Below are 26,467 nucleotides of genomic sequence, written 5' to 3' on the forward strand. Positions count from 1 at the left end.
TTGGAGCAGACTTTATGTCGAATATGCAACTGGATACCCTAAGACGCATTGTGCAGGAAATTAATGCGTCCACCAGTTTGCATGAATCGCTCGACATTATGGTCAATCAGGTTGCTGAAGCCATGCATGTCGATGTCTGCTCTATTTACCTGCTTGATGAGCGCAACCAGCGTTATCTGCTGATGGCCTCTAAGGGTTTGAATCCGGAAGCGGTCGGCCACGTGTCCCTACATACCGGTGAAGGTCTGGTGGGGCTGGTCGGCCAGCGCGAAGAAATCGTCAACCTGGATGATGCACCCAAACATGAACGCTTCCTGTATTTACCGGAAACCGGCGAAGAAATTTATAATTCCTTCCTCGGCGTGCCGGTCATGTACCGTCGTAAGGTCATGGGCGTACTGGTGGTGCAGAACAAGGAATGTCAGGACTTTAGCGAAGCGGCTGAATCCTTTCTGGTCACGCTCTGCGCCCAGCTCTCTGGCGTGATTGCGCATGCGCATGCTGTTGGCAATATTGATGTCTTTCGTAAACCCAGCAATCTGCCGGCCTACAAAACCTTCCAGGGCGTTTCCGGCTCGGGCGGGATTGCGCTTGGCCGCGCGGTCATTCTCTATCCACCAGCAGATTTGGCCGCGGTACCCGACCGTGAAGCCGATGACATCAGCGAAGAACTGAAACTGCTCGACACTGCGCTGGATGCCGTGCGTCAGGAAATTCAGGCGCTGGATGACAAAATGCAGGATGCGCTGATGGCCGAAGAACGCGCCCTGTTTAGCGTGTTCCTGCGTATGCTGGATGAAAATGCCCTGCCGGCGGAAATTAAAGAACTGATTCGGGATGGCAATTGGGCACAAGGTGCGGTGCGGATTGTCATTGACAGCCACATTGCCCAGTTTGCCCAGATGGAAGATGACTACCTGCGTGAACGGGTTTCCGACTTAAAAGATCTCGGCCGGCGTATTCTGGCCTATTTGCAGGAAGCCGATGCCAGCCACCGCGAACTGACCGATGAAAGTATTCTGATTGGTGAAGAAATCTCGACCGCGGCACTGGTGGAATTACCGGTCGATAAAATTGCCGCAATTGTCACCACCGAAGGCGCCATGAACTCACATATGGTGATTGTCGCGCGCGCACTGGGTATTCCAACCGTGGTCGGGGTGACTGAACTGCCGATCAACACCCTCGATGACGTAGAAATGATTGTCGATGCGCATCAGGGCCGGGTGTTTATTAATCCGCCACGGCGTTTACGCACCCGCTATAAAGAAATTCAGAAAGAAGAAGAACTGATTGCCAAAGACCTGAAACAGTATGAAACCAAGGACGCCGTTACCCCAGACGGCGTGACGGTCAAACTGTATGTCAATACCGGTCTGATGATTGATGTGGTACGCGGGGTACAACGTGGTGCCAAAGGGGTCGGCCTATACCGCTCTGAAATTCCGTTTATGCTGCGGGATCGTTTCCCGGGCGAAGAAGAACAGCGTGCCATTTACCGCCAGCAGCTGAGCCACTTTGCCAATAAACCGGTGGTAATGCGTACCCTGGATATTGGCGCAGACAAAGACCTGCCGTATTTCTCGATTGAAGAAGAAAACTCGGCACTAGGCTGGCGCGGGATTCGCTTCACCCTCGATCATCCGGAAATTTTTTCTTCGCAAATTCGCGCCATGCTCAAAGCCAGCATTGGCTTGAACAATCTGCACATCCTGCTGCCAATGGTCACCAGCGTCAATGAAGTCGAAGAAGCGCTGTATCTGCTGGATCGTGACTGGCATGCGGTACAGGAAGAAGAACAGGTCAAGATCAACAAGCCGCGTATCGGGATTATGGTAGAAGTGCCCAGTGTGCTGCTACAGATTGATGAATTTGCCGAACTGGTCGATTTCTTCTCGGTCGGCTCCAATGACCTGACCCAGTATCTGCTGGCGGTAGACCGTAATAATCCACGCGTGGCCAACGTCTATTCGCATTTTCACCCGTCGGTGCTGCGCGCGCTGACCCGTCTGGTCAAGGAATGTCACAAGTACGATAAACCGGTCAGCATTTGTGGTGAAATGGCCGGTGATCCGCTATCTGCGGTGCTGTTGATGGCGATGGGCTTTAATACCCTGTCGATGAGTTCGAGTAACATTCTGCGCGTGCGTAAAGCGATTTGCCATGTGCCGATGAGCGAAGCACAGGAGCAGCTGGAACGGGTGCTGAAAATGAATAATTCGCTGATGGTGAAAAGCTGGATGGAATATTATTTTAAAACCCATGGTCTGGGCGATATGGTCAAGGCCTCTACCCGGATTGTTGGCGCTTAAGCCATATTTTGATTTAAATCAGACAGAATGAATAAGGGCGATAATCATCAGAATATCGCCCTTGTTTGTGTTTGCTATAGCCGCGTTTGGCATTCTTTTTCCGGTCGACAAAAACCTGGCTCTTGTTGACCTCATGCATATATTTGGCCACGAAGTTATGCTGAATCACTTCTGGCTGTTTTTTCTTTGCCATCACTTTATCCTTCCAGTTCATGATTTGAATGCAGGTGTTCCTGCGCTGTATTGATGGGTACATTTGCGCAAAATTCAAGCGCATTTTAGCCTTAAAACTGCGTTTTGCTTCCCGTCGACATCCCTTTGGAATGGGGAGTCAATCATACATTTTTTTGGACAATTCAGCAGCAATTTTGCGACAGTCATGTAACAATAAAAGAAACGGTATAGAAAAATTTTGCAGTGTTTTTCTGAACATTCTTCAGTCAAAAAATGAAAGTAGATTCAGCTGCTCCGCCCCTATAATTATACCACAAAATCTTATATTTTTTATTATTTTGCAAAGACTTAGCAGTTATATAGCACGCTAGAAAAAACTTCCTGATAGGCTAAGATGAAGCTAGAAGATCAATTCAAACAGCCTCTTCCAAAACAGGAGTTCACAGCATGATTTATGAAGTTTCTGGAGATATTTTATTGAGCCAAGCCCGTGCCATTGCCCACGGTGTTGCCCCAAATGATAACTTTGCCACCGGACTGGCTTTAAGTCTGCGCGAACACTGGCCGGCGCTGTATAAAGACTTCCGTAACTATTGCCATATTTACCATCCTAAAGCGGGTGAACAATGGACCTGGGTCAATGCCGAAGGTCAGCGCATCATTAATCTGATGACTCAGGAAGCGGCCTATGACAACGGTTCCAAGCCGGGTAAAGCATCGACAGAATACGTCAACCGCACCCTGAAAAATCTGAAACAGCTGGTTGAAGCCGAGAATATTGAAAGTCTGGCGCTGCCACGTCTGGCCACCGGTGTCGGCGGTCTGGATTGGGAAGAAGTCCGCCCGCTGATTTACAAGCATTTAGAAGACCTGAATATTCCGGTTTATATCTACACCCTGTACCAGAAAGGGGTGAAAGCAGACGAACCGGCGCATTAAGCCAAGCTCGTTTGATCGTTAGCGTGAGACTGATGCCGGGATCACACGGCTGCGCAACTGCAGACCGCCATGCATCCAGTCCGATTTCCCCGCTTGGCTGAAGTCAAGAGGGGAATTTTTCTATCAGGATACGCTCTATCACGCGTGATGTTTAAACCGCCAGCGCACGTTCTAACAGCCGGGCAACATCGACCTGGGCCGGGTCTAACATGCCCACCACCTGACCATGCAGGGTCTGATAACGGCTCTGGATAAAGGCCTGTGCCACAAAATCAGGTGCATGCTGGTTTAAGATGACCGCTTGTGCCAGCAGCACCAAACGGCTTACCAGCGTACGTGCCATAAACTGCAAGGCTTGTGGGTCTGTCTGCTGGAACAGCTGCATCAGCGCCTGTAATTCCTGCTGTAACAGCGGCTGCTGTTGCACACCGTCGGCCAGCGACTGCAACAGGACCTGCATGGAGGCCGGATCACGCTGTATCGCGCGTAGCACATCCAGACACATGACATTGCCCGACCCTTCCCAGATACTATTCACCGGAGCTTCTTTAAAAATACGCGCCATGATGCCAGTGTCGACATAGCCATTGCCGCCAAAGACCTCCATCATTTCGCCGCTCAGCTCGACAGTACGCTTACACACCCAGAACTTGGCAGCCGGGGTCATAATCCGCTTCCAGGCCTGCGCCAGCGGCGTATCCAACTGGTAGCACTGCGCCAGATAAAAGCCCAGCTGCACCGCGGCTTCGGTTTCCAGTGCCAGATCAGCCAGCACCGCCTGCATCAGCGGCTGTTCAGCCAGCGGCTTACCAAAGGCTTTACGCTGCCGGGTATAGGCAATACATTGCACCAGCGCCTGGCGCAACATGGCACTGCTGCCGACCACACAGGTCAGGCGGGTATAATTGGCCATTTCAATAATAGTGGGAATACCACGGCCAGCTTCGCCAATCATGATGCCCCAAGCCTCGTGAAACTCGACTTCCGAGCTGGAATTGCTGCGGTTGCCGACCTTATCTTTTAAACGCTGGATATGAATCGTGTTCTTGCGGCCATCTTCCAGCCAGCGCGGCACAAAGAAGCAGGCCAAGCCATCCTGTTCGGTTTTGGCCACCACCAAATGCGCATCACACATCGGCGCTGAGAAAAACCATTTATGCCCGGTCAGCAGATAAGGCTGGCCACGACCCGCTGCCCCCACCGGAGTGGCGATGGTTTCATTGGCGCGTACATCGGAGCCGCCCTGCTTTTCAGTCATGCCCATGCCCAGCCAGATTGATGTTTTCTGCGCCATTGGAATATCCCGCGCATCATATTCATTCGACAGCAGTTTATCGCCGAGCTGTTGCCACAGTTCAGGTTCACGCTGAATAAGCGGAATACTGCCCAGGGTCATGGAGGCAGGACACAGGTTGCCACATTCGACCTGACCACTCAGATAAAACCGCGCTGCCCAATCGAGCCAGCCAGATGCGGACTGAGGTTCAATAAAGGGATGGGCATGGGTCTGAAATTCCCGGTTCAGCGCCATCCAGTAATGCCAGGCCGGATGGAACTCGACCACATCCTGACGGCGGCCGCGAGCATCAAAGGCCTGTAACTGCGGGGTATGGCTATTGGCTAAATGGGCAGAATGATAAGCCTCTGCCGATCCGGCCTGCTGACCGAGTGCGCTAAGGCGTGCCTGATCCTGACTGCCATAGCGCTGCAAGATTTCCTGCAACACGCGGTCACTCGCAAACAGATTATAATCCTGACGTTCATCAAACTGATTCTGAATAGAATGGGTCATCCATGCCTGCATCGTTCATCGTTCCTGATTGATTATGATGATAGGCTTTCAGTATAAAGAATATTCACCCACAGCATGTTCGGTTTTCAGTCATGACCTCCCCCTCTGTACAGCTGCGGCGTAAGCCTCGCCAGTCCCGGGCCAAACAGACCCAGCAGGCCCTGCTGGACAGTGTTGTTCGGCTTTTGCAGCAGCAGTCACCCGCACAGCTGACCATCCGCGAGATTACCGAACTGGCCGGGGTCGGTCTGGGCACCTTTTATGAATACTTTGCCCAGAAAGAAGATTTGCTGGCCTGGGTAATCCACCAGCAGATTATCCAGCATGTCGAGGCGCTACGCAGTTATACCCAGCCACCGCTACAGTTATCCACAACTGGTGATATTTGCAGCGATATACAGGCCCTGCTGTGCTTTCAGCTCGACCGTATCCGCAGCGAACAGCGGCTGTGGGCCAGTGTGTTTTTACTTGAACGCAGCCTGTCGAGCGAACAGGCCTATCAAAAGCATTATCAGCTGATGCTGGACAGCTGGCAGCAGATTTTAAGCCGCTATATACCTGAAACCCACGAACGCTTGCGCTGTGCCGAAAACCTGCATCGCATCAGTTATGGCTTTATTTCACAAACCCTGTTAATCCAGCCCACATTTCAGGACTGGCCGCAACTGCAGGCCGATATTGAACTGGCCATCCAGCCATTTTTAGCCCGGCTCATCTCAACAAAATCCGACTAAAACACTCAGAAATCAAAACTTTAAGCTATCGATTATTCCTTTGAGCACTAATCGTTTTATCTATTTGAAAAAGTGTTATATTCGGTTTAAGTTAAATGAGAACCAAGTTGCATTTTTATGTTTTTTATCCATCGTCATTCTGCCCAGCCAGCTATTGCAAGGTAGATTTCAATGATAAGCTGGGTTTATTTTTTATATTGATGACTTTGATAACGGTTAATTTCATGGGATGTCACCTGCCTGGAGAATCCAGCCCGTGTCCAACGTCAGCACATGAATACAATAACGGAGAACGATAATGAGCCAAGACTTTAAAAAATGTCCGGTCACCCACCTCACCACCGATGCCGGTGCTCCGGTGGTCGATAACCAGAACAGTATGACCGCCGGTGCCCGCGGTCCATTACTTACCCAAGATTTATGGCTCAATGAAAAACTGGCGAACTTTGTTCGTGAAGTGATTCCTGAGCGTCGTATGCACGCCAAAGGTTCAGGTGCATTCGGAACCTTTACCGTGACTCACGACATTACCCAATATACCCGCGCCAAAATTTTCTCTGAAGTCGGCAAGAAAACCGAAATGTTTGCCCGCTTCTCGACGGTGGCCGGTGAGCGCGGTGCTGCCGATGCCGAACGTGATATTCGCGGTTTTGCACTAAAATTCTATACCGAAGAAGGCAACTGGGATTTAGTCGGTAACAACACACCGGTGTTCTTCTTCCGTGACCCGCGCCAGTTCCCAGACCTGAACAAAGCGGTAAAACGTGACCCGAAAACCAACGTCCGTTCCGCCAACAACAACTGGGATTTCTGGACCCTGTTACCAGAAGCGCTGCATCAGGTGACCATTGTCATGTCAGACCGCGGTATTCCAGATGGTTATCGTCATATGCATGGTTTTGGCAGCCACACCTACAGCTTCATTAATGCCAACAATGAACGTTTCTGGGTCAAATTCCATTTCCGTACCCAGCAGGGCATTAAAAACCTGACCGATGCCGAAGCCGCAGCACTGATTGGCCAGGACCGTGAAAGCAGCCAAAATGACCTGTTTAATGCAATTGAACGTGGCGATTTCCCGAAATGGACCCTATTCGTGCAGATCATGCCGGAAACCGAAGCGGAAACCGTGCCTTATCATCCGTTTGACCTGACCAAAGTCTGGCCAAAAGGTGATTATCCATTAATTGAAGTCGGTGAGTTTGAACTGAACCGTAACCCAGAAAACTATTTCCAGGATGTGGAACAGGCCGCTTTTGCACCAAGTACTCTGGTGCCGGGGATCAGCTATTCACCAGACCGTATGCTGCAAGCGCGTTTAATTAACTATGCCGATGCCGCACGTTATCGCGTGGGGGTAAACCATTCCCAGATTCCGGTAAACGCAGCCCGTTGTCCGGTCCACTCTAACCGCCGTGATGGTCAGGGCCGTATGGATGGCAACTATGGCGGCTTGCCACACTATGAGCCAAACAGCTTCCAGCAATGGCAGGAACAGCCACAGTACCGTGAACCACCACTGAAAATCCGTGGCGATGCCGATTTCTGGGATTATCGTCAAGATGACAGCGATTACTTTAGCCAGCCGCGTGCCCTGTTCAACCTGATGAATCCTGAACAGAAACAGGCGCTGTTTGACAATACTGCGCGTGCCATGGGCGATGCCTATGACTTTATCAAGTACCGTCATATCCGTAACTGCTTTATGTGTGACCCGGCCTACGGCGAAGGTGTAGCCCAAGCCTTGGGGATGACCGTGACAGATGCTCAGGCCGCTCGAGCCACCGACCCTGCGCTGGGTCAGCCAGGCGTGCTCTAAGCCTCTACACAGAGAGTTCAAGCCATAAAAAAACCACCTTCGGGTGGTTTTTTGTTGCAGGATTTAAACTTAAACAATCAGCTTCTTGCCTTCGCGAATGCAATAAAACGGATTCATCAGTTTTGAGGATTTACGCATGGCATTTTGCAAATCGACTTCCGGCTGTTCACGGCCTTCATCGGTGAGCTGGAAGGTACGGTAATGAATGGCCAGCGAACATTTGGAATGCAGGTCTTTATGCGCCTGAAAAGCATCTTCCGGATTCATGTGCATATAGCGCATCAGGTCCCGTGGCTCATAGGCACCAATCGGTAATAGTGCAATCCGCGGTGCGCCAATACGGGCATGGATTTCCTTAAAATGCGAGGAATAACCGGTATCTCCGGCAAAGAAGCAGTGATCTTCACCATGCAGAATCGAGAAGCCACCCCAGAGGGCACTGTTCTGGTCGCGCATACCACGGCCTGAACCATGCTGCGCCGGAATATAGACCAGTTTTAATTCATTAAATAGCGCCGATTGCCACCAGTCCATTTCCACCACATGAAAGTTTTTTGGCAAATACCAGCTGTTGCCCAGTCCGGTATAAATTGGCATGGCAAAACGGGCATGTAACCAGCGCAGGGTGGCCAGATCCATGTGGTCATAATGGTTATGGCTCAACAGCACCGCATGAATGGTCGGTAACTCTTCCAGGGCAATTCCAGCCGGGCAAATCCGTTTCGGACCTCTGCCCTGCTGCGGTCCGGCATATTCACACCAGACCGGATCGGTCAGGAAATTATAGGGGCCAATCTGAATCAGAACGGTAGCATGCCCTACAAACCAGATCTGCCAGTCATCCAGGCTGGCATTCGGACGTTCCTGCGGAATCGGACGCTTGCCTTCAGCGGGCTGCTCTGGTGTGTTTTCTGCGGTCCAGCTATTGCGTTTACGCTGTAACAGCCATTTCAGCAAATCACTGCGGCTACGCCCTTCGGGTGCCGGCACCGGATTGAAAAACTGGGCACCGTTATAATGCCGGGAAGGTAAAAACTGCAAAGCAGGCTGACGCCAGGCGTGTGACCAACATGTTTCGGTTGGTAGCTGAAAATGCTTAGGTTCCGCGTTTTGATTCATGTCAGTCCGATAAAAATTGAAGCACGTAGAGCAAATCCTGTGATTTATTAAGTCTTCATTACACAGGACAGCAAGTGCCGATGCAATATGCATAGTATCCAAAATTGTGGAATATTTTGTTTTATGTTTTTGTTGTTTTTAGCAAAAGCCAAAACAGCAGGAAGCGCATGGCTTCCTGTGCTGTCACCATTTAGAAAAATACTGACGCTGCCAGTCTTTCCAGAAATACATCACAATGCCCAGCATCACCACCGCAATCCCGGCCACCGCATGTGCACTGATATGCTCATGATTCAGGGTCGCTCCGAGTACCAGTGCAATAATCGGGGTCATCACATTGCTTAAAGAGACAGTGGACGCAGCCAGACGGCGAATCAGCCAGAAATAACACAGCATCGCCACAATCGAAGACATGATCATGGTAAACAAAAAGCCAATCATGGTTTGCATGCCCGGCCATTCGGTTGGCATATGTGACCAGATGAATGGCAACATCAGCATTGAACCCAGTGCCGAGACCAGCAAGGAACCGGTGGCCTGTGACATCGGACTCAGTGGTGCATTAATCTGCTTGACCCAGAAAATCGAGCTGATATACGACACCATGCTAATTAACATCAGCACAATCCCAATCGGGTTGATCTTGCTGTCTGCCGAGTCGGCAAAGACATAACTCAGCCCGGCCACCGCCACCGCCATGCCCAGCCATTGCAGGGCCACCAGTTTCTGGGTTTTTAAAATCACATGGCCAATTAAACCGGCAATAAGCGGGGAAAAACCAAAAATCAGCGCCATTAAACCCGAAGTCAGGTAATTGGCTGCCAGATAAATAAACAGCTGCGCACCAATCAGGTTCAGGCTGCCCGCCACATAACTTTTGAGTGAGGTTTCATCCAGCGGCAACGGATCACGCATCAGTTTCAGTAAAAACAGCGCAATCAGCGAAGCCCCGAAATAGCGGATAATCAGCACCCACATGGGATGGACTTCTTCCACACTCCACACAATCGCCAGCGGCGTGGTGGCCCAGATCAGCACCAGCAAGGCATAGATACTTGCGGTAACGATCATGGGAGATGAGTTTGAACTCATAGACAACTCAACTAAATTTGAAAACCATAAAATGAAAGCATCTTTATTCAAACCCATCTTGAAATAATGAGGATGACGACCTGAATGTCACCACGGAACGAAGAGACGCCCAAACAATGAAAAGAGTTTTGCCCTGCGAACTCAAAAATAAATTTTGAGGATTCTTATCAGCTTTAAAAAGTAAGACCTACCGACACAAAGTCATGTACAAATCACCATGCACATTGCGCTCATGTCTCAACAAGAAAATAAAACAGCCATAAAAAAGCAGACCAAAGTTACCCAAGGTCTGCCCTGCCGTATCGCCGGATTATTTTACCAGCTTACGAAGATCCTGACTCAGATCGAGATATTTGTCAGCCTCAAAAGCCGCCTGTTTGCTGATCAGCTTTTTCAGGTGACGCATGTCTTTGGCTGCATTCACGGTAATCCCGCCAACGATCACGCCATCGGTGACACCAAACAATACGAATGATGATTCAGCACGCAGTTCAGGTTTAATCTCGCCACGCACATGCCATTCAGCCGCTGCCATATCACCAACAAACTGATAGTTGATGTCCAGCTGATCGGTCCAGAACCAGGCCGGGTTTGCCGCTGGATGTTCAACGCCCATCACGTGACGCGCGAAGATACCGGCTTGCAGGTTGGCATTTTCCCAGGTTTCAACACGGCGGTGGTTACCACAGTCACGCAGTTGCGTGGCCACGTCACCCGCTGCATAAATATCCGGATTTGAAGTCTGGCAATTTTCATTGACCTTAACCGCAAAGTCCGCATCCAGACCGGCTTCAACGGCCAGCTGTGCATTCGGGATAATCCCGATGCCATAGACCACAGCATCTGCACGCAGCTCTTCACCGCCTTCCAGTGTTACCACAATTTCTTCGCCATCCAGCTTGCATTCTGCAATCTGGGTCGACAGGCGTACATCAACACCGGCCAGTTGTTGCTGCTGCAGCAGGAACTCGCTCAGGATGCGTGGTGATGAACGACCCATCACCATTGGACCCATTTCAATCACGGTCACTTCACATTCTTTAAAACGTGCGCTTGATGCAAGCTCCAGACCGATCACACCACCACCAATCAGGATGATACGGCGGCCCGGCTGTAATACCGGCACCAGCGCTTGTGAATCTTCCAGGTTACGCAGGGTGTACACGTGTTTACCCAGCGCATCGAAGTTGGGTAAACGACGCGCTGCACCACCGGTGGCCAGCAGTAACTTGTCATAAGCAACGACATCACCGTTTTGCAGTTCAACCGTTTTTGCCTCGGCATTGATTTTGGCCACACCGTTACCACGGATGGTTTCAACGCCCAGTTCCGCCAGTTTTTCTTCTGACAGAATTTCGATTTTGGTTTCGGCTGGTTTGAGAATCACATCTTTAGACAAAGGCGGACGCTCATACGGCAAATGGGTTTCATCCCCGATCAGGGTGATTTTACCTTCGTATTTGTTGCCACGAAGTTCTAAAATCGCGCTTGCACCTGCCTGGCCAGCACCTACAATTACGATGGTTTCGATGTTGCTCATGTCTTTAACCTTTTAACTCTGCAGATACGATGCCGAAGCCCGCAATCCATTCACTGATTTCTTCATAACAGTGCGTTGTCATTTCGTACTCGCCCATTTCGCTTAAAGCAGCAAATGCCGCCATCCACGAACGGACTTCCTGACCACCACGGCCACCATCACGGCGGATTTCAGCTTCAGTCATGGCTTCTAGTGCAGCGAAGTCGGCATTCTTGAATTTTTCAAGCAATGCGATATCCCAGTCACGGTTTAGTGGTACTGCAACAGAAGTATCCCCTGCTGCCAGTTTCTGGCCCACTGCAATAATTTTTGACTGACGCGCGTTACGTGCTTCAGGTGTCGGGTTACGACCTGCAATCAGGAACTCTTCCACTTCTGGTGGTACAGAACCCATTTGCGGAGTTGGTGGATCGTGTGACAGACCACCTGTACCTAGGACAAGTACACGCTCATTTTCAAGGTTCAGAGATTTGATGAACTGACCTACAGCACGGCCTAAAGCGATGGTACGCTTCGTAGTTGGCATCGGTGCTGCAGCGCCATTAATGAAAATTGGAATCGTTGGATAACGATCAAGTTTGCCGTCGCACAGGAAGTGCAATGGCTGAGTCACACCATGGTCAGCTTGCATACGGTAAGAATACGCAACGTCCACGCCCTCATCGAGTACACGACGCACTAAGCCCAGTGCTTTGTCTTCTGGTACATCAATGTGTGCATTGTCTTTACCATAGTCCCAGTCACCTGCAGCAGTCGCGCGAATGCCCACACAGAAGCTCGGCATCAGGTCATAGAAGAAACCATTGAAATGGTCAGGACCAAAGGTAATGATCAGGGTTGGATCGTAGGCTTTGACTTCCGCAGACAGTTTTTCAAACGCCTGACGAACAGCTTGTTCTTTGCGTTGTTCTTGCGGAGTGGCAAACTCCATTAAAGGACTGTGCGATGCACAAATAAGTTTAACGGCCATGTGTGACTCCTAAACGGAAGGCAGCCAAAAGGCTGCCGGGTTAGTCCATTATGTTTTAAGGCGTGAATTACTCGTCAAAGAAACCGGCACGTGGTTGACGTAAACCACGAATGCCCAATCCACATTCCGCGTTAATCAGCACGCCGGTCAGTGGACGGTTGTTTTGACGTGAAGCCAGCAGCACATATGAACCGGTCATATCTTCTGGTTCTGGCAAGAAGTTCAGTGGCATACCACGGGCAATTTTCTCAGGATCACGTGCATCGAGCAGGCCAACATTTTCCTGACCGAGTGATGCCGCACCTTTGATATTCACATTCATGGCAGACGGTGCCACGGCATTAACACGAACTTTTGGCGCTAATTCATAGGCCAGTTCTTTCATGATGCCTACACCAGCATGTTTGGATGCGGTATAAACAGGACCACCGCCCGATGAATACAGCGCAGAGTTCGATAAAGTGAAGATGATTGAACCTTCTGACTTGATCAGCTCGTCTAGCGCTGCTTTGGCACCCAGAATCAGCGACTTGGTATTAATGCCCATGATTTCATTAAAGGCTTTATCCAGTTGCTCACCCGAGGTGTTAACGATATCGGCATAGTGATCCCAGATACCGGCATTACCCACAAAACAGTCAAGCTTGCCAAAACGCTCAACGGTCGCTTGAACAGCACGGACATTGTCTTCATAGTTGGCAACATCACCAGCGATTGCAAGAATTCGGTCACCAAAGTGTTCCTGTAAAGCATCAACTTTAGACTGAGAACGCTGAAGAACGGCCACCTGTGCTCCTTCTTCCAAAAAACGCTCAACCAAAGCCCAGCCTAAACCTGAACCACCACCAGTGATGAGTGCAACTTCGCCTTTTAGCCAACCCATGATTACTCTCCTGCCATCTCTACGTATAACGCGCCATCTTCAACAATCACTGGGAATGTCTGGATTGGATCTGTTGCTGGCAAGCATAGTGCTTGACCAGTTTTCAAACAGAAACGTGCAGAGTGCAGCGGACATTCAACTGTACCGTCATCTTCCAGATAACCTTCAGACATCGATGCATTACCATGTGAACAGCGATCATTCATTGCGAAGAATTCACCGCCATTGTTGAATACTGCCAGCGCATCGATACCGTTTACGCCGCAGTCCACTTTCAATGCTTCGCCTTCGTCAAGCTCGTCAACTTGGCAAACAAAAATCTTATTCATTAGAAGAACACACTCAGGTTATGTGAGTTATAGGTAACTTGGTCAAGCGTGATCTTACGGTTGAAGATCTGGAAGCCTAAGCCGCCTTCAACTTTACGGATCTTGTCATGACGCTTACCACAGTAAATCGTAACGTCTTTCTCTTTTTGGGTACGGTACAGTAAATAAGTCACGTACACATCGTATTCGCCTTCTACTTCAGACGCTTCAACAATCACGTTAGACACCATGTGAGTCGTACGTGATGGAGGCTCTTCTGCCCAGGCCATACCGGTTTCAAGACGGGCAACACGACGTTCCAACAGATCTTTCGTATCGTTGAACACCCAAGTCGTCGGTGGTTCAACCGAACGACGACGGTCACGGGTTTGTGCGTTTGGTGTGGTACGTAGCGTATAAGAAATATCTTCAGCTAGCGTGTCTAACCACTCGCGGAATTTCCAGTCATCAAGAAGCTTGGCTTCTTGATACAGGAACTGACTGATCTGGTGATGAAGTTCTAAGCTGATTTGACTCATTTCATAAGCTCCTTCTCGTATTCGTCAGCCGCTTTTTCAACGTCTTCCCATTTTTCATGGATCAATAAATCTGCCCAGCGACGGTACATACCGCGTGCTGCAGTTTCAGAGAAAATGTAGTTGGTGATGCCCGGGATACCATCTTCACGTACTTTCTCGTTGCCTTTACCCATCTCAACGATCAATTTGTTTTGACGTGCTTTATAACCACGTAAAACTTTCTGAATCTCGATCCAGTTCTCAGAGTCATCTTGCTCCAGGAAGCCGGCAGGACCGAATGCACGCGTTGCAGAGCGTTCAAACGCTTCTTTCACTTCTTGAGACGCTTCAGCATCGGCAATACAGAATGCCCAAACTTCAGTTTTGTTTGGACCACGTGGGTGCCATACGCGAAGTGTTGCAGTACCGTTCAACCAAGACAGTGTCGGGAACATGGTGTTGTGACCTGCAAGACGCAGCGCACGTACTTCACCTAGACGCTCTTTTACTTCTTCATACGTTTCGCGGAAGTAGTTGGCCACTTCACCGTCAACCCAAACGTTTGCATCTGGTTTCTCTGTGAAGAAGAAGCCTGAACCGTGACCACGTGAACCGTATTGCAGTGCATCTTTTGCAGTTTCCCAAACTGGACGAGCCGTTTGAGCAGCACCTAATTTCTTGGTTGATTCGTCGTCTGGTTTCGCGCCAAGTACCTGAATCGCAGATGCGTGAGAGAACAGGGCGTGGTATTGGTCAGATGCAAACTGTTCAGCTGCAAATTTCCAGTTACACTCGATTTCCCACTTGTGTACACCACCCACAATCACAGTACCGCCTTCACGACGATCGACAACGCCGTCCAGGTACCAAGCGATATCGCCCATGTATTCTTCTAGATCTGGAGTCGTTTCATCCCAGCATCCGAAAATCAGGCCTTTGTATGATTTAACACGGTTAACTTCTACCAGACCCCATTGCTCTTTACATGCACCATGTGGGTAAGCACGATCTTCAAGCGGGATGTCTTTTAGAGAACCATCAATACCGTATGACCAGCCGTGGTATGGGCAAGTGAACGCACGTGTATTACCACAGTCTGCGAAGCTTACGCGCATAGAACGGTGACGGCATTGGTTTAAGAATGCTTTGATTGAGCCATCTTTTTGGCGTGCCACGATGATTGGATCTTCACCCATGTAGGTATTGAAGAAATCGCCAGCCTTAGGAATTTGGCTTTCATGGCAAAGGAATAACCATGTACGACCGAAGACACGTTCAAGTTCTAATTCGTAAATGTCAGGATCTGTATAGATAGATGGCGTGATACGTCCATTTTGTGCATCGACTAAAGCGTCGATTTCGCGCACATCAATTTTTCCACTCATGAAAAGCTCTCCTGTGACCAGTTATGGCACAAAGTAATAGACTCAACTTTGCATGGATAATGATTTTTTAGCGGGGTTTAGTGAAATATTTTTTTTGTTTTAATTAAGATATTTTATCAATTACTTATCGCTTATTTCTCTTTATTAAAGCATTAATAAAATTTGAAAGCCTATTTATTTCCTAAATGGCAGAATAATCTTCACCTAATAGTTGATTATAGATTATACTCTTAAGACATGATAGTTAGACATTTTTTGAATTAATCTTTTGGAATGGGTTTATGGAATTACGTCACCTTCGCTATTTCATTACCGTGGCTGAAGAACTGAACTTCAGTAAGGCTGCCTTGAAGCTCTACACAGCCCAGCCTTCTTTAAGTCAACAGATTAAAGACCTCGAAGAAGACGTTGGCGTAAAACTGTTACACCGGACCAAACGTAAGGTCGAACTGACAGAAGAAGGCGCAGTGTTTCTGGAACAGGCGCGCTTGACCCTGGCGCAGGCCGACAAAGCCGTGGCCATGGCGCGTCAGGTGTCCCAGGCCAAACAGCAGATGCTACGCATTGGCTTTGTACCGGTCGCGGAAATGAAGATTTTCCCGTATGTGTTGCCGAATCTGCGCGTACAGAACCCGGATCTGAAAATTGAATTGCTCAGTATGAACAACAATGATCAGATGAAAGCCATTAAAAAAGGTGAACTGGACATCACCTTTACCCGTCACAACTTTAACAGTGATGAAATTGAAAGCCAGTTCGTGCTGCGTGAACCGCTGATTTTCATTTTGCCGAAAGACCATCCGCTGGCAAAATACGAACGAATTCCAGTTAAAGCACTGAATGGTATAGATTTTATTATCCCATCAGCAGAGCAATCTCTTACCCTTCACAACACCATTTTAGATTTTGCCAAAGCTAATAATATTGAATTTAATATCGTGCAAAAAGCCGATAACATCTTGTTTAACATCAACTCTATTGGTATTGGTCTAGGTTGTACGATCCTTCCAGGCTATATTACACCACTGACCATGAACAACACCATCATCCGTCCGCTGGATATCGAACTGCCTTATCTGGACCTGTATGTCAGTTACCGCAAAAACAGCAACTCGCCATCGGTCGACAAGTTTATGGAACTGCTGACCCGGGTGTTTTACCTGGATATTAACCGCGATTAAGCCGCGCTTTGGCTGACTGCCTGTAAGCATCATTATTTCGAGACTAAATAATGGTGCTTTTTTTATGGCCAATTTGCTGGCTTTTTAATCAGATTAGACTTAAGTCGCAGGATTTTTTGCACCATTTTTTATCATTTTTGCACTTTTACGACTTTTTCTCTGCTAGCCGCGCAGATTTATTTTCAGCCGTAAACTACAACTTAAGTCTAATAAGCTAGACTACAGTGAAGTGCCGCTATGTTCTGCCCCTGAAGCAGGATGCTAGGCATGCTTTTATCTGTCATGGGCCAGATCAAAGGAATAAGAATGATAAAAACACCGTTTAGCCATATTAAAACCGGGATGCAGTCTCATCCTTATTTTTTTATCAGTTTTCTGATCACCACGGTGCTGTACGGTATTTTTCAGTGCTTGAGCCCGTGGACCTGGTCGACCTGCCTGCTCATCAGCTGGAATATTGCCGTGTCCGGCTATCTGCTCTTTACCCTGCTGAATTTCTGGCACAGTGATCATCAGCATATTCTGCAATGCGCCCAGCAGCAGGATGCCAGTAAATGGCTGATTCTGTTACTGCTGTTTCTAACCCTGGTGATGTGTTTTATTGCGATTATTGTCGAGATCAACTTATTTGCCCAAACCGACTTTGCACGCATGGGGCATTTTCTGCTGGCGATTACCACTATTTTATGTGCCTGGCTGTTTATGCATACCATTTTTGCGATTCACTATGCGCATGACTATTATCTGGCGCTGCAACAGCATCAGGCAGGTGGTCTGGAGTTTCCGAAAACCCCTTATCCGACCTATCCGGATTTTCTCTATTTTAGTTATGTGATTGGCACGTCGGCACAAACCGCCGATGTCACCATCAGCTCACGCGCGATGCGTATCCTGAATACGCTGCATATTGTGCTGGCCTATATGTTTAACACCACCATTCTGGCGATTTGTATTAATCTGGTGGCCAGCTTTATTCAACACTAAACCGGTTGAGCCAGAAATTCCGCCCATAAAAAAAGGATGGCCTGTCACCATCCTTTTTTCGCTTTTATCACCGACTTATTTTACGCCGTGCGCCGCCAGGTAGTTTTTAATAACTGTGTTGAACTCATCGGCTTTTTCAACTTGTGACCAGTGCCCACACTGGCTGAAGATGTGTGCATCTGCATTTGGCACCACATTCAGGATGTCCCAGGTACGGGATACTGGAATCACCACGTCTTGAGTACCATGAATCAGAAGTACAGGTACGGTGATGTCTTTCATTTTTTCGAAGTCTAACGGGAATTCGAAACGGTCACGGTCACGCGCACCCACCACATCCATTAAACGGTCAGATGCATAGTCATTTGCAGCCGAGTCAAAACGGACTTTCACCAGTTCGTCTGTAATCAGGTCTTTGTTCACCACGAACATAGACAGTGTCTTACGGATCCCTTCTTCAGTCAGTACTGGGTTCGCGTGCGCTTTCAGTGCCGCAGTTTGCTTGGCACCACCGGTACCCATAGACACGATACCCAGAACGCGCTCTGGATAATCCAGTGCCAATTGAAATGCCAACCAGCCACCTAAAGAGTTACCCACCAACCAGGTTTTCTCGATACCTAAAGCATCTAAGGTACGGATTGCGTGATCAACCCAGGCACGGATCCCGTATTGGGTACCCGGTGCAACAACGGTTTGACCATAACCAATGGTATCAATCGCGATACAACGTGCCTGTTCACCAATTTGTGGCAGGTTTAACCACCAGTTGGCCGCTGCAGATACACCCGTACCTGAACCGTGCAAGAACAGAATTGGCGTACCTTCACCAATTTCATGGTAATGGGTGAGTTCGCCTTCTGCGGTTTCAATCCATTTATCTTCTAAGCCAAAGAATGAATCTGTTGTATAGTCAGGGATTTGGACAGTGCTCATACTTACTCCTCATACAGTCTTTAGCTTGCGTTTCCCTCAATCTTGGAAGGTCTGGACGTCAAGTGACTCGTTGAACATGCGTTTTCTATAGGCTTATATTAACCGCTCCTGCGCTTTCAACTGATACAAAATTACGATTTTAAGCTACAAAAAAACGATTATTTAAGCCATTGTTTTTAAACATTTTAGTTAATTTTAAATCCTTATTTTTATTAGGACTTTCATCTGTTTTTATATAAAAAAGAGCAGCTGGAGGTGCAGCTGCTCTTTGATCTTGACCAATTAGAATGTATAGGTATAGGTCGTCGCGATACGGTGTTCTTCTAGATCGTTACCACCTGAGATATTGTCATAGTTGGTATCAATAAACATGTAGTTGAAACCTAAACCTTTTAGCTTACCTTCTGGTACCACATAGTTCACAATCAGGTTGTTTTCATTTTCTTTGCCACGCGGTTCGCCTGCACCATTATCGACATCCCAACCACGGAAATGACGTGCAGTTGCGGTTAAACCTGGTACACCCACATCAGCAAAGTTATAGGTATAACCCAAGCTCCATGATTTTTCATCTTTACGGATAAAGCTTGCCACCGACCAGTTGTCTAGATAAGGCTGTGGTACCCAACCACCCAATGTCGGGAACATTGGCGCTTTGTTACCATGCTCTCCAAACATTTGCTGGTAGCCTAATTGTACTGTGTGCATACCATGGTTGATTTTTGCACCTGCAGACACGGCCTGGCTGTCAATCTTGCCATACAGCTGGTCACCTGACTCGCTATTGTCAAAATAACGTACATGAGTGTCTAACTTGGTGTTTTCAGCCAAGGTGGTTTTATAGTTTACAGCGGCATAATGCTGTTGGTAGATGTTGGTGACATCTGCATACCAGTAACTACCCCCCACTTTTGGGGTGAATTGATGATCAATCCCGGCAATATACATACCGTCATCTGTACTGACTGCTGTCGCAAAGTTGTTTTGCGGAAATAAGCTCAGGTCATGATATTGATTTTCATAACGTGCATTAATGCCATCAATATAAGCCAGAGTTAACTTGGTATCTTTCAGGTCCTTAGACTCTAACCAGGCACCATTATAAGTAGTCAGTAATTGGCGAGATGGATCAAAGAATACCACTGGTGACATTGGTAATAGATCACCAACCTTCAACTCAGTTTCAGATACCTTAACTTTTAAGGTTGCACCAACTTTACCAAAATGATCTTTAGATTCTTTGCCATCGTGAGGTAACACCCAATCCGGATTTTGATCACGGCCGTTGAGTTTAACTGCATGTTGAACCAGTACATCTGCTCCAATTTGCACGCCACCACCAATATCATGATAACCCGACTTGGCATCCAAAGTTACCGCCTGTGACCATGAACCAAAGTTCAATTCTGGTTTATCTTGATACTGACGATCTAAATAGAAATTTTTAAATTTAAGTTGAACATTGCTGTCATCAATAAAATCTGCATATGTAGCAGAAGTTCCTAAAGTTGCTGTCGCAGCAAGCATTGCTATCCATAATTTTTGACGACGCATGGTAAATTTTCCCATTCAGCAGATAAAAACAATGCCGTCATCATGCGTAAGCATAATCAAATAGAAAATCCGACCACAGTATTAAACATTTATCGGTTTGGGCATTTTTTTGATTTCACAGCGCTTTTTTTATTTTTTTAAGATATTTCAGCAATCATTTCCCTGCTAAATACTCTCCACCCTAAAAATATAAACATCTGTTATTCATATTATTTTTCACTGTATTTTTTATTTATTTTGAGTTTTTAAGCTTTATTTATTGGTTTTAACATTAACACTTTAACTAATAGCTTTTAACTATCAGTATTATTTATAAAAAATTTAATATTTAAAATAATTCAGCTTTTCCTCGAATTTAAATTAATCGGTTTTCTACTCCCCCTTTTTCCATCCTTTTAAAATAAATCCCGGCTGATCATTTAACAGATTTTTTATATAAAAATAAGATGCGTTTTAAATACATTGATCTGTGTGATTTTAAATCCGGATTTATTTTTAAAGTGTGATATTAAGCAACTCAATCACACCAATAAAAAAAGCACCCCAAATATATTGGAGTGCTTTGCTTAAGCCAGTTTTAAAATTAAAACTTAAGCTTGCATTTCACGTGCTTTAGACATGGTCAACGCCAAGTCTTCAATCATGTCTTCCTGACCACCGACTGTACCACGGCGACCCAGTTCCATCAGGATTTCACGCGCAGACACGCCATATTTCGCTTCAGCGCGTTTTGCAAACAACAGGAATGAAGAGTAAACACCCGCATAACCTAAAGTTGCCGCATCACGGTCTGCACGAATTGGGTTGTGCATCATTGGAATCACAAGGTCTTCAGCAACGTCTTGTACTTTGAACAGGTCAACGCCTGTATCCATACCCATACGGTTCGCTACAGCAATGAACAATTCAAGTGGTGTGTTACCCGCACCCGCACCAAGACCTGCAGAGGCCAAGTCCACACGTACTGCACCTGCTTCAACCGCAGCAACCGTATTCGATACACCCATACCTAAGTTGTGGTGACCGTGGAAACCGAGTTCGATGCTTGGATCTAAGTGTTGACGTAAGTGACCTACACGATCTTTCACGTCTTGAGGAAGCATGTAACCTGCTGAGTCTGTGACATAAATACAGTTTGCACCGTAAGACACCATCTTCTGTGCTTCTTCTAAAAGACGCTCAGGAGAAGCCATGTGAGCCAGCATTAAGAAGCCCACGGTGTCCATGTCGAGTTTACGAGCAGCAGTGATGTGCTGTTCAGAACAGTCCGCTTCTGTACAGTGTGTTGCAACACGAATCGTCGATACACCAATTTCATGCGCCATTTTCAAATGGTCAACTGTACCGATACCAGGAAGAAGCAGTGCAGACACTTTCGCATTCTTCATACGTGGCACAACAGCAGACAGGTATTCTTCATCTGTTGCAGCAGCAAAACCGTAGTTCACTGATGAACCGCCCAGGCCGTCACCGTGGGTCACTTCAATTAAAGGTACGCCGGCATCATCTAGCGCTGTTGAAATGGCAATCATTTGCTCAACAGTGGTTTGATGGCGCTGCGGGTGCATACCATCACGTAAAGTCATATCATGAACAATAATCTTAGACATGAGGTTGCTCCTTAAGCTTCAGCAGTGTTGAAAACGTGTTCAGCAAACATTTCTGCAGTACGTGCAGCTGCTGCTGTCATGATGTCGAGGTTACCTGCATATTTCGGCAAGAAGTCACCTAAACCTTCGACTTCTAAGAAGATCGAAACACGGTTACCGTCAAAAATAGGACCATTTACCAGTTTGTAACCTGGTACATATTTTTGCACTTCTTTAATCATCGCATGCACAGATTCAGTAATCGCTGCTTGATCTGGCTCACCTTCAACGAGACAGTGAACAGTATCACGCATCATCAGTGGTGGCTCAGCTGGGTTAATGATGATGATCGCTTTACCTTGTTTCGCGCCGCCCACTTTTTCAATTGCACCCGCAGTGGTACGAGTAAATTCATCGATGTTTTTACGTGTACCCGGACCAACTGATTTCGTCGATACCGTTGCAATGATTTCGCCATATTCAACAGGTTGAACGCGAGAAACTGCAGCAACCATTGGAATGGTTGCCTGACCACCACACGTTACCATGTTAACGTTTGGTACTTCGCCAGCCGCAAGCAATGCTTCAAGATTCACTGGTGGTACACAGAATGGACCAATCGCCGCAGGTGTTAAGTCAATCATCAATACGCCAAGTTCATTGAGCTTGCGGCTGTTTTCTGCGTGTACGTATGCAGACGTTGCATCGAATGCAATTTTGATGTCATCTTCGATTACGTGAGGAAGAAGACCATCTACACCTTCAGCCGTGGTTTTTAAACCCATTTTCGCCGCACGCGCCAGACCTTCAGATGTAGGGTCAATACCCACCATCCATACTGGCTCTAACCATTCGCTACGTTGTAATTTGTAAAGCAAATCAGTACCGATGTTACCTGGACCGATCATTGCACATTTAATCTTTTTCATGAATGTACTCTCTTAAAATTCTGATCAGGTTGGGGCTTATTCAGCAGCGAATGCCGCTGTAACTGAACCAAAGCCTTCAATTTCAACTTTGAATTCATCGCCTGGTTGCGCCACAACCATTGGCCCTAATGCACCTGTTAAGATGATGTCGCCTTTTAACAATGGACGACCACGGCGTACCATTTCATCTGCCAGCCAGACTGCAGCATTCAGCGGGTTGGCTAAACAGGCTTTACCCACACCTTGAGAAACCACTTCTTCACCGCGGGTCATGACCATCTTGCAGTTCACAAGATCCAGGTTTTCCAGTTTTACCGGTTGAGAACCCAGTACAAACGCCGCTGAAGATGCGTTGTCTGCCACGGTGTCAATCAGGCTGATTTTCCAGTTTTCAATACGGCTATCCACCACTTCTACTGCTGGCAGTGCGTAGTCAGTTGCACTGATAATGTCAGCATAGGTGTGTTTTTCTTTGGTCAAATCTTCTTTAATGACCAGTGCAATTTCTGCTTCAACTTTCGGTTGAATCAGCAAACCTGCAGGAATGGCTTCACCATCACCATAGGCCATATCTGCAAACAACATACCGAAATCTGGCTGATCAACACCCAGTTGTGCCTGAACTACCTTCGAGGTCAAACCAATTTTGCGACCTACTAAACGGCGGCCTTCTTTCAACGCGCGTTCGGTATTTACTTCTTGAACTGCGTACGCGATATCTACATCAGCAGATTCACCGCCTAATTGTGGGCGAATCGGTGCAATCGCAGTTTGTGATAATTCAGCATCTCTTAACGCTTGAGCAACTGATGCAACAACAGCAGAATTCGACATCAATGTTTCCTTAAACTGCAAAAATTGGGCTTATGCTGTTGACTAGATTTTTCGGCATGCAGCTGAACATCGGCCGATATAGGGGGGACTGATCAGAGCGGCAACAGGCTGTTGCTGCCGATCTCTAGCAAACGCGCATAGATATAAACTGATTTAGAATCGGAAAAATGGACTTTTTATGCCAATACTTATTTTATTTTTTACAATAGCTAGAACCTATAACACAGCCACAACTCAACCGACACGAAGCCCCTGATAGCTATAGATTTCCGAGTATTTCTATCCACTTTTTGAGGAAATCTGGATGAGAAGTTTCAGCGCTTAAGGCTTCGGTATTAGACGATTTTATCAGCAGTTTTTAGAGGCAATAAGGCTGCACAGTGTTTATACAGCCTCTAGAACAGAAAAAGAAAGACGAAACTTTGCAATCACGCAACATGCCCAGGCAGAGATCAATATAAGAAGGAAGAAAATGAGCTCTTCAATAAAAGAAGAAGCGGCAAGAGGTTCACTTCTTCTGAAAAGATGCTCTCCCACCTAGATGGCCTGTTTCATTTGTACCTGCTGTAACAGGAACTGATGCAGGCTGCTGACATCCCCGGCAATTTTTAGCGGTTGAAACAGCTGTAACACTTCGACCGTATGTACCCCATAGCTGACACCCACACGCGGCATGGCAATAGCCTGCGCCATTTCCAGATCATAAGAGGTATCGCCGACCATAATTGCCTGCTCAGGGCGCACTCCGGTTTCTGCCAGAATTTCTTCTAACATTAAGGGATGCGGTTTAGAGCGGGTTTCACTGGCGGCACGGGTCGCAGCAAACATTCCCATACTTTGAGTTTGCTGCAGCACACGATCTAGACCCTTACGGCTTTTACCGGTAGCCACCGCGAGTTTTACCCCTGCGTCCTGTAAATCATTCAGCATTGCTGCCACACCGTCAAACCAGACATCAGTTTTGGAGTTGGCCACATAGTGTTCGGAATAGCACTGTAAAATCTCGCTATGCAATTCCGGTACCATCGGGAACAAACGCTGCGCCACTTCAGGCAGGCCCAAACCGATAATGCTTTTGGCGGCCTCATCGGTTAAGGGTTGCTGGAACTGCTGCGCAGCGAACTGTAAACTCGCCACAATTTGACCGACTGAATCAAACAAGGTGCCATCCCAGTCGAAAATGATGAGTTCTACAGCTGTGTTCATATATGGTTTCCTCGATTTGATTCGGTTTAAATCCACCCCGACCCTCCTTTAAAAAAGGAGGGAGAGCTTCATTAGAAAATAACTTTTATTGCAAGATCACAACAGATATTAATTACCCAACGGCGACATCCATGTCGCCTTTCGCACATTTCGGATGCAGATATCATTTACTATCGCAACGCTCCCTCTCCTGAACGAGTTTAAAGCACTGCTTTAAACGACGTGCAAGAAGGAGACTTGCGCAGCAGTGCTGCTCAGGGAGAGGATTTTTCCGAAATTTAATCTCCCCTTGCGGAACAATGTTCCTCATCTTTAATTTTAATAAAGAGGGAAGTTTCCCACTTAAATAAAGCAAGATGAACGAGAATTAAAAAGCCAAAGATTATTCGTCATCTTCCCCAAGTGTTACTACCTTATCTGCCTTTTGCGCACGGAGCTGTGCGACCAGACTCTGCATATCTTCAGGCAATGATGCTTCAATGGTTGGATAACCCGGAATCTCCAGACGCATGGCGTGCAAGCATAAACGGCGTGGTTTAGGCCCGCGATATTCGGTTTCATGACCGTATTTTTCATCGCCCACCAGCGGATGGCCAATACTCAGACCATGCACACGAATCTGATGGGTACGTCCAGACAGCGGCGATGCATAGACCAGTGTGGCATGCATAAAGCGTTCTTGCACATTCCACTGGGTTTTTGACTCTTTACCTTCTTTAGACACACGCACGCGACGTTCGCCATTGGCCAGCTCATAACGATGTAAAGGCGCATCAATCAGCTGTTTGTCCAGCGTCACCTGGCCTTTCACCACCGCAGCATAGGTTTTACGGATTTTGTGTTCGCGCAGCATGTCCTGCAAGGTTTTTAATACGCTGCGTTTTTTCGAAATCATCACCAGACCCGAAGTATCGCGGTCAATGCGGTGAATCAGCTCCAGATATTTTTTCCCGGTGGCGGCGCGCAAGCCTTCAATCAGGCCATAGGCCACACCACTGCCCCCATGCACGGCAATACCCGATGGCTTGTTGACCACCATCAGCCCTTCATCTTCATAGATGACCCGGTTCAGCAAGCCTTGAGCGACTTTGTCTGACACCGGCGCCGGGGTATCATCTTTCTGTTCAAAACGGATTGGAGCAACCCGGATCTGATCGCCAATATTCAGCTTGGTTTCGGCTTTGACCCGTTTTTTATTGACCCGCACCTGACCTTCACGAATCAGACGGTAAATCCGGCTTTTGGGCACACCTTTTAAACGGCTAAACAAAAAGTTGTCAATCCGTTGCCCCGCTTGATGCTCATCGACTTCAAACCAAGTGACACTTTGCCATTGTTGGGTAGAATTCATACAGTTACGACGACCTAAAAAAATACTAAAATTGATTAAAAACTGATCACTTAGGCTATGCTTTACACAAGAAACATAAGCTTAGCCCATAGGCAGATGATGCAAGGTTTGATATAGTCAGCGCACGGAAACCATCGTAAGTGGGTAAAAGTTGGGTCATTTCGGTTTTTACTGAAGTTGATTATTCAATCAAACACTCCACTAAACACGTAAAGGTCCCAAAAGAATTATGCCGACGCCGAAGGCTTATTATATCGGCAAAACTGCAAACTGTTGCGTTTAATTGTACTTAAGGTACATAAATCAGTTTGCCTGAAA

Annotated in this window: 23 protein-coding genes; 6 read left to right on the forward strand and 17 right to left on the reverse strand. The window is 47.4% G+C overall.

The features are described 5' to 3' along the window. The first annotated feature begins 14 nt into the window (after positions 1-14). The gene (gene ptsP / locus FTU50_RS03100) at positions 15-2,312 is read left to right on the forward strand and encodes a phosphoenolpyruvate--protein phosphotransferase (protein WP_005182028.1); all 2,298 of its coding nucleotides are present in this window, start codon (positions 15-17) and stop codon (positions 2,310-2,312) included. Positions 2,313-2,325: 13 nt separating this feature from the next. Here the strand turns inward: ptsP and FTU50_RS03105 are convergent, their stop codons facing one another. Beyond that, positions 2,326-2,505, reverse strand: a complete 180-nt coding sequence (locus FTU50_RS03105; protein WP_005182025.1) for a hypothetical protein — start codon at positions 2,503-2,505, stop codon at positions 2,326-2,328. A gap of 428 nt (positions 2,506-2,933) precedes the next feature. Between FTU50_RS03105 and FTU50_RS03110 the strand changes: the two genes are divergently transcribed. Next, positions 2,934-3,425, forward strand: coding sequence for a macro domain-containing protein (locus FTU50_RS03110; RefSeq protein ID WP_016659595.1), 492 nt, complete (start codon positions 2,934-2,936; stop codon positions 3,423-3,425). A 151-nt stretch (positions 3,426-3,576) separates the two neighbouring features. Here the strand turns inward: FTU50_RS03110 and FTU50_RS03115 are convergent, their stop codons facing one another. Beyond that, positions 3,577-5,229 carry an acyl-CoA dehydrogenase family protein gene (locus FTU50_RS03115; protein ID WP_180046334.1) on the reverse strand — a complete coding sequence of 551 codons (1,653 nt, stop codon included), beginning with the start codon at positions 5,227-5,229 and terminating at the stop codon, positions 3,577-3,579. An 80-nt stretch (positions 5,230-5,309) separates the two neighbouring features. Here FTU50_RS03115 and FTU50_RS03120 point away from each other — a divergent pair, with 80 nt between their 5' ends. Next, complete coding sequence (locus FTU50_RS03120; RefSeq protein ID WP_180046336.1) at positions 5,310-5,951, forward strand: TetR/AcrR family transcriptional regulator; 642 nt, start codon at positions 5,310-5,312, stop codon at positions 5,949-5,951. 298 nt (positions 5,952-6,249) lie between these two features. Then, positions 6,250-7,770 carry a catalase gene (locus tag FTU50_RS03125; RefSeq protein ID WP_180046338.1) on the forward strand — a complete coding sequence of 507 codons (1,521 nt, stop codon included), beginning with the start codon at positions 6,250-6,252 and terminating at the stop codon, positions 7,768-7,770. A gap of 69 nt (positions 7,771-7,839) precedes the next feature. Here the strand turns inward: FTU50_RS03125 and FTU50_RS03130 are convergent, their stop codons facing one another. From FTU50_RS03130 to hcaE, 8 genes are all read right to left on the reverse strand, one after another. Continuing rightward, a complete protein-coding gene (locus FTU50_RS03130) occupies positions 7,840-8,889 on the reverse strand; it encodes an MBL fold metallo-hydrolase (RefSeq protein ID WP_005182011.1) in 1,050 nt (349 codons plus the stop codon). A 183-nt stretch (positions 8,890-9,072) separates the two neighbouring features. Continuing rightward, complete coding sequence (locus tag FTU50_RS03135) at positions 9,073-9,981, reverse strand: DMT family transporter (RefSeq protein WP_016659599.1); 909 nt, start codon at positions 9,979-9,981, stop codon at positions 9,073-9,075. Between the two features lie 310 nt (positions 9,982-10,291). Further along, complete coding sequence (gene hcaD, locus FTU50_RS03140; RefSeq protein WP_168396763.1) at positions 10,292-11,521, reverse strand: 3-phenylpropionate/cinnamic acid dioxygenase ferredoxin--NAD(+) reductase subunit; 1,230 nt, start codon at positions 11,519-11,521, stop codon at positions 10,292-10,294. Between the two features lie 4 nt (positions 11,522-11,525). Beyond that, positions 11,526-12,491 (reverse strand): 3-carboxyethylcatechol 2,3-dioxygenase, encoded by a 966-nt coding sequence (locus FTU50_RS03145; RefSeq protein ID WP_180069466.1) that lies wholly within the window; start codon positions 12,489-12,491, stop codon positions 11,526-11,528. Between the two features lie 67 nt (positions 12,492-12,558). Beyond that, on the reverse strand, positions 12,559-13,374 hold the full coding sequence (gene hcaB, locus FTU50_RS03150) for a 3-phenylpropionate-dihydrodiol/cinnamic acid-dihydrodiol dehydrogenase (protein ID WP_168408474.1): 816 nt from the start codon (positions 13,372-13,374) through the stop codon (positions 12,559-12,561). Positions 13,375-13,376: 2 nt separating this feature from the next. Continuing rightward, a complete protein-coding gene (hcaC, locus tag FTU50_RS03155; RefSeq protein WP_005181999.1) occupies positions 13,377-13,703 on the reverse strand; it encodes a 3-phenylpropionate/cinnamic acid dioxygenase ferredoxin subunit in 327 nt (108 codons plus the stop codon). Further along, positions 13,703-14,221, reverse strand: coding sequence for a 3-phenylpropionate/cinnamic acid dioxygenase subunit beta (gene hcaF / locus FTU50_RS03160; protein WP_005181997.1), 519 nt, complete (start codon positions 14,219-14,221; stop codon positions 13,703-13,705). Before hcaF ends, hcaC begins: the two co-directional genes overlap by 1 nt. Continuing rightward, positions 14,218-15,585, reverse strand: coding sequence for a 3-phenylpropionate/cinnamic acid dioxygenase subunit alpha (gene hcaE / locus FTU50_RS03165; protein ID WP_180046342.1), 1,368 nt, complete (start codon positions 15,583-15,585; stop codon positions 14,218-14,220). The genes hcaF and hcaE overlap by 4 nt, the downstream gene beginning before the upstream one ends. Positions 15,586-15,866: 281 nt before the next feature. Between hcaE and hcaR the strand changes: the two genes are divergently transcribed. Together hcaR and FTU50_RS03175 are read left to right on the forward strand one after the other, a co-directional pair. Beyond that, positions 15,867-16,766 carry a DNA-binding transcriptional regulator HcaR gene (gene hcaR, locus FTU50_RS03170; RefSeq protein ID WP_180046344.1) on the forward strand — a complete coding sequence of 300 codons (900 nt, stop codon included), beginning with the start codon at positions 15,867-15,869 and terminating at the stop codon, positions 16,764-16,766. Between the two features lie 306 nt (positions 16,767-17,072). After that, positions 17,073-17,750: a DUF1345 domain-containing protein gene (locus tag FTU50_RS03175; protein ID WP_180046346.1), complete on the forward strand. Its 678-nt coding sequence runs from the start codon at positions 17,073-17,075 to the stop codon at positions 17,748-17,750. 75 nt (positions 17,751-17,825) lie between these two features. On the opposite strand, the gene FTU50_RS03180 is transcribed toward FTU50_RS03175, so the two are convergent. The 7 genes from FTU50_RS03180 to FTU50_RS03210 form a co-directional block, all read right to left on the reverse strand. Beyond that, positions 17,826-18,686 carry an alpha/beta fold hydrolase gene (locus FTU50_RS03180; protein WP_005181976.1) on the reverse strand — a complete coding sequence of 287 codons (861 nt, stop codon included), beginning with the start codon at positions 18,684-18,686 and terminating at the stop codon, positions 17,826-17,828. A 282-nt stretch (positions 18,687-18,968) separates the two neighbouring features. After that, positions 18,969-20,240 carry an OprD family outer membrane porin gene (locus FTU50_RS03185; protein WP_180046348.1) on the reverse strand — a complete coding sequence of 424 codons (1,272 nt, stop codon included), beginning with the start codon at positions 20,238-20,240 and terminating at the stop codon, positions 18,969-18,971. Positions 20,241-20,830: 590 nt separating this feature from the next. Next, positions 20,831-21,850, reverse strand: coding sequence for a 4-hydroxy-2-oxovalerate aldolase (gene dmpG, locus FTU50_RS03190; RefSeq protein WP_005181971.1), 1,020 nt, complete (start codon positions 21,848-21,850; stop codon positions 20,831-20,833). Positions 21,851-21,861: 11 nt separating this feature from the next. Beyond that, positions 21,862-22,758 (reverse strand): acetaldehyde dehydrogenase (acetylating), encoded by an 897-nt coding sequence (locus FTU50_RS03195; RefSeq protein ID WP_005181969.1) that lies wholly within the window; start codon positions 22,756-22,758, stop codon positions 21,862-21,864. A gap of 36 nt (positions 22,759-22,794) precedes the next feature. Then, positions 22,795-23,592, reverse strand: coding sequence for a 2-keto-4-pentenoate hydratase (locus tag FTU50_RS03200; protein ID WP_005181967.1), 798 nt, complete (start codon positions 23,590-23,592; stop codon positions 22,795-22,797). Positions 23,593-24,129: 537 nt separating this feature from the next. Then, positions 24,130-24,798: an HAD-IA family hydrolase gene (locus FTU50_RS03205; protein WP_104470673.1), complete on the reverse strand. Its 669-nt coding sequence runs from the start codon at positions 24,796-24,798 to the stop codon at positions 24,130-24,132. Positions 24,799-25,180: 382 nt separating this feature from the next. Beyond that, positions 25,181-26,149 (reverse strand): RluA family pseudouridine synthase, encoded by a 969-nt coding sequence (locus FTU50_RS03210; RefSeq protein ID WP_180069469.1) that lies wholly within the window; start codon positions 26,147-26,149, stop codon positions 25,181-25,183. Positions 26,150-26,467 lie beyond the last annotated feature (318 nt).

It is taken from the genome of Acinetobacter sp. YH12112 (assembly GCF_013418945.1).
GTDB lineage: Bacteria > Pseudomonadota > Gammaproteobacteria > Pseudomonadales > Moraxellaceae > Acinetobacter > Acinetobacter indicus.